The organism is Sulfurimonas sp. (genome assembly GCF_027056685.1).
Taxonomy (GTDB): Bacteria; Campylobacterota; Campylobacteria; order Campylobacterales; family Sulfurimonadaceae; genus Sulfurimonas.
The window spans coordinates 1-4,403 of the sequence record NZ_JALUKE010000085.1 but is presented as its reverse complement, the minus strand read 5'-3'; the positions used below and the strand labels follow the sequence as shown (position 1 = coordinate 4,403).

General features: G+C 36.0%; 5 protein-coding genes and 1 pseudogene. All 6 read right to left on the bottom strand.

Annotation, left to right across the window (positions count from 1 at the left end):
• A pseudogene (locus MVY38_RS03750) lies at positions 1 to 986 on the bottom strand (thiosulfohydrolase SoxB); the annotation flags it as partial.
• A gap of 10 nt (positions 987 to 996) precedes the next feature.
• On the bottom strand, positions 997 to 1,767 hold the full coding sequence (gene soxA, locus MVY38_RS03745) for a sulfur oxidation c-type cytochrome SoxA (RefSeq protein ID WP_297483721.1): 771 nt from the start codon (positions 1,765 to 1,767) through the stop codon (positions 997 to 999).
• 4 nt (positions 1,768 to 1,771) lie between these two features.
• Positions 1,772 to 2,110 (bottom strand): thiosulfate oxidation carrier complex protein SoxZ, encoded by a 339-nt coding sequence (soxZ, locus tag MVY38_RS03740; RefSeq protein WP_297483719.1) that lies wholly within the window; start codon positions 2,108 to 2,110, stop codon positions 1,772 to 1,774.
• Positions 2,111 to 2,163: 53 nt separating this feature from the next.
• Complete coding sequence (soxY, locus tag MVY38_RS03735; protein ID WP_297483717.1) at positions 2,164 to 2,634, bottom strand: thiosulfate oxidation carrier protein SoxY; 471 nt, start codon at positions 2,632 to 2,634, stop codon at positions 2,164 to 2,166.
• Between the two features lie 18 nt (positions 2,635 to 2,652).
• Positions 2,653 to 3,207 (bottom strand): sulfur oxidation c-type cytochrome SoxX, encoded by a 555-nt coding sequence (gene soxX / locus MVY38_RS03730; RefSeq protein WP_297483716.1) that lies wholly within the window; start codon positions 3,205 to 3,207, stop codon positions 2,653 to 2,655.
• A 78-nt stretch (positions 3,208 to 3,285) separates the two neighbouring features.
• Positions 3,286 to 4,403, bottom strand: a 1,118-nt coding sequence (locus MVY38_RS03725) for a HAMP domain-containing sensor histidine kinase (RefSeq protein WP_297483714.1), incomplete at its 5' end; no start/stop codon positions are given.

The following is a 4,403-nucleotide window of genomic DNA, read 5'->3' as shown; positions in this document are numbered from 1 at the left end:
CTTCCTGCAATTACAATAACAGTACCATTTATAACCACTGGTTTTGGTGAAGGGTCATGTGTATGTCCACTAAGTATAAAGTCTATACCCTTAACACTTCGAGCCACTTCTTGATCAACACTAAATCCATCATGAGAGAGAAGAACAACACAGTCAACTTTTTTCTCATTTTTTAGTTCATTTACATACTCTTGAAGTGTTTCAACTCTAAGACCAAAACTCCAACCCTCTGTAAACTCTTTAGGGTTTGCAGTAGAAGTGAATGGGAATGACTGCCCAATAATACCAATCTTTGCACCACCTCTCTCTTCAATAGTGTACGGCTCAAATATTAGCTCTTCATACTCATCGGCGAAAGGATCATCACCCACAACATTTTGTGAAATGAATTTTGCATCGAGCATATCTATAAGTTCTTTAACACGCTCTTTTCCATAAGTAAATTCCCAATGTCCTACCATAGCATCTATACCAAGGTAGTTTTGTGCTTTTACAATAGCTTCACCACGGCTTTTAAGTGCAACACCTGTCCCTTGCCATGTGTCACCAGAGTCAAGGAAAAGAACATTTTTCTTACCTCGTTGGGCAATAATATGGTCGGTAAGTGTTTTTATATGTGTAACACCACCCATTTTTCCAAATTTATGAGCAAGTGCATTAAAATCCATATATGTATCAAAATAAGCATCCAATGAACTTGGTTCAAGTCCATAAAATTTTTCAAATGATTCACCACATAAGAAGCCTGGTGTCCCTACTAAATTTGGAGCAGAGATCAAAGTTGAAGGCTCTCTCCAGTAGAGGGGTTTAATATGGGCATGTAAGTCACAAATGTGCATAAGTGTAAAATTACCCATAGAATCAAATTCATATATATCTTTTAAACCTATTTGCTCTATTGATTTTGAACTAGCAAAACTACTTGTAGCCGCACCTAGTCCAAAGATTGCTGCAATATGCATAAAGTCTCTTCTTGAAATTTCCATTATCTGCCTTCTATCTTTTTAGACCAGGGATAGCTATTTCAGCCCCCTTTGACTTTTGTGTTAAATATACTTCAAGAGCTACCATCTGTTTTGAACCGATAGGTATTACTTTTAGAAGTGCATTTTTCATACATCCTTGAAAACGGCGTTGCATCGTTCTAAGTGATGATTTTGTCATTCTGTATGCCGGCCAAGTTGCAGCAGATTTAGCTCCATTTACACCCAAATCTGGGAGAGGTTGTGTTCTAAGCACTCTTCCTACAACATCTGGTGAGTGGCATGAGTTACATGAGAGCCCTCGACCACCACGTCTTGTCATAAATGTTTTTTCACCCAAAGCATATGCTTCTTTCATTTGTGGATTTGCATTTACATCTATATTTATCTTTTCATCATTTGCGATTGATTTTACATATGCTAAAAGTGAAAACATATTTCCGCTTTTAAGTTTTAGTGGTTTGTTTCCACCATCTGCCATCATCGCCTGAATTACTTGATCGAGTCCTACGACCATATCAAATTTTTTAATGTAGCGTGGAAAACCTGCTATATATGTAGGAAGGTCATCTTCACTTACGCCGAGATATTTTGCAAGACCTGCATCTCTACCCATATAACCCAGTAACTCTTCACCATCTGCAACCATAATATCGGCAGGATTATTCTCTGCCATCTCTGCATACATTGCACGGTCTGCGTCACTCATTGCAAACTGTTCACCAGCAAAAGAGATTGAAGCAAGCATGGCAACTGATAGTGCTATTTTAATACCTGTTTTCATCTGATTATCCTCTTGGTTTAATCTTTTTGCTTTTTTCATGAACTTCGCCAGTATTGTCTGTATATGTTACGACGAGTTTGCCTTTTCCAGTTATTTTCATATACATTGTAAATACAGGGTTTACTGAAAGTGATTCCCATACAGTCATATGCGTGATCTCTTTACCATTATAAACAAACTTAACGCTGTTTATATATTTTGCAGGAATGATTTTCTTTGTTTTTTTATCTTTGCCCATTCCTGTCGCCATTGGGTGCATTACCATAAAACTTACTTTTACGATTTCGCCGTCTTTATATCTTTTTGGTTTAATTTTAATTAGTGACTTTCTAGTTTGTGCCATTTTACTATCCTCTTATTTTTATATTTTTTATCTGTTTTGGAGAAGGTTGAAAATCAACCACAACCGCCGATAGTTACTTTTACACTTTGAGAAGCCATTAAAAATGTACCATCACTTAACTCTACAATAGCAGTCACATCTTGTGTACCACCAAGTTTAATACGAGTAGAAAACATTGCTTTACCATTTGCCGGAGTCAAAAATACATCAATACAGCGTGCATTTGAATTTTTTCCATTTAATATATGGATAGCTTTAACATAATTTGAAGCTGTCATAGGAGAATCAACTGTAACCGTTACAGGAACAACAGCCCCATTCTCAGCAATTTCAGGAGCTTTTAGCTTTACTTTACTTGATTTCTTTGGTGTTTTACCGCCTGTTATTACATCTACTGCCGTTTTGAAGTCCATCTTGTTTGGACCTGTTGGTTTTGGCGCACTAGCGGCGAAACTCATAGTTGGAACAACTGCCGCAACAGCTGCTGCCGTACCTAATTTTTTGAAAAAATCTCTTCTTTGCATAGTTTACTTTCCTTAGTTTTATTTTGGAGATACTATATATGATGCTATATCACATACTTCTCTTGGTGTGAATAACTTAGTTGTTAAGTTAATTGTCATATGCGTCTCTGGATTGTCGATGCGTGCATCAGCAATTTTTTGATAAACAAACTGATGGTTTCTTCCCTCAGTATCTATGAAGTTTTCTTTGTAGTCTGTTAGGTCTGGACCAATATTTCCAGCACCTCTTGCAGCTTCTATATTGTGACAAGCAACACAGTTTCCATACTGTTTAAAAGGAATCTTTTGTCCTGGAAGGTATGTAACACCTGCTTTCATTTGTCTGCGTGATAGACCTTTTGGAGGATTCTTCTTCGCTTTTTTACCATTGAGGTTGTTAAAAATATACTTACCTCTAGCTATTGCGTCAGGATCATTTGTTATACATCCAGCAGGCATTGTGTAAACCTTTGGGGGTGCTAGCAAATCTTTTTCAATCATTTTACTTGCATCGGGATGTGTTATCACTTTGCTGTAATCCGTAGCAAAAAGTGAAGCTCCGATGAGCAATGAAATCATTACTGTTTTCTTCATTCTCGTTCCTCCTATTTATTTTCAGGAGCAAGTTTATCTATAGAATGTAAAATAAGTGTAAAATTAGTTTTATTTATATTATAAATTTTCTTGAGGTGGGAAAATATAGAGAAAGAGGGAGCCTTTTTTGAGATGAGACTCTATTTTTAGTTCGATGTTTTCATGCTTGATGATAGATTTAACAATGTTAAGACCAATGCCAAAACCACCTTTTTCACTGTTTTCTCTATAATAGCGACTAAATATCTTCTCAACTTTTTCAATACCGACGCCGTAATCTTGAAACGCAAGATGACAACGCCCATCTTTCATATAAAGTCCAATGTCTATTGTGGAGTTTTCATAAGAGTACTTCACTGCGTTTGAAATATTGTTGTCTATGAGCCTTTGGAGCTGTTTGTCATTCATATAAACAGAGCCGCACTCTTGAAGCTCTGTATGAATGACAATGTTTTTCATAGCAGCAACTTCTGCGAAGTAATCAATGCGCTCTTGAACAAAAGAAGCAAGAGGAATGTCTCGTTTGTCTTGATTGAGCTTTTCATATTTGATAAGGTAGTCCATATCGTTATAGATATTTGAGAGCACTTTTGATGCAGCTTTCATCCTTTGCATATATTTGTTTTGTTCATTTTTGCGGTTGTAGAGGTCAATGTTTACATTGATGATAGAGAGCGGTGTGTTGATTTCATGCATGGAGTCTTTGATGAAGTTGTCGAGCTGCTTGTTCATCTTTTGAAAAGGCCGTGCAAAGGTTCTTAAGAAGTAAGCACTTAAAATAAATACCAAAATAATAATGCTAAAAAGAATAAAAAGGACTTTTTCGTAAACAGAAGCGTAGGAGATTTTGTTGTGTAAAACAAGATAACTGGCATTAAAATAACGCTCTTTAGGTAATTTAATGACATAATAGGCATCATCTCTATCTATATAATAACCACTCTTAAAGTACTTCATCTCTGAGCGTATTAGTGTAAAAATGGGATGAAAATTTGCATCATAGAGACCTGATTGAAAGCTCTTAAAACGAGGATACTCAAAATACTCATCCTGTTCGTCATACTCTTGCATTGCGTTTACAATAAGCAATGATTTTTCTTTGAGTAGCAACTCGTTTTCAATACTGTAAATATTTTTCATATATATCATATAGTAAAAAAGTGGTACAAGTAATATAATACCGACCAAGGCAGAGT

Bases quoted from the DNA above. Each gene is read 5' to 3' on its own strand.
- soxA (WP_297483721.1), bottom strand. From the start codon at position 1,767: ATGAAAACAGGTATTAAAATAGCACTATCAGTTGCCATGCTTGCTTCA.
- soxZ (WP_297483719.1), bottom strand. From the start codon at position 2,110: ATGGCACAAACTAGAAAGTCACTAATTAAAATTAAACCAAAAAGATAT.
- soxY (WP_297483717.1), bottom strand. From the start codon at position 2,634: ATGCAAAGAAGAGATTTTTTCAAAAAATTAGGTACGGCAGCAGCTGTT.
- soxX (WP_297483716.1), bottom strand. From the start codon at position 3,207: ATGAAGAAAACAGTAATGATTTCATTGCTCATCGGAGCTTCACTTTTT.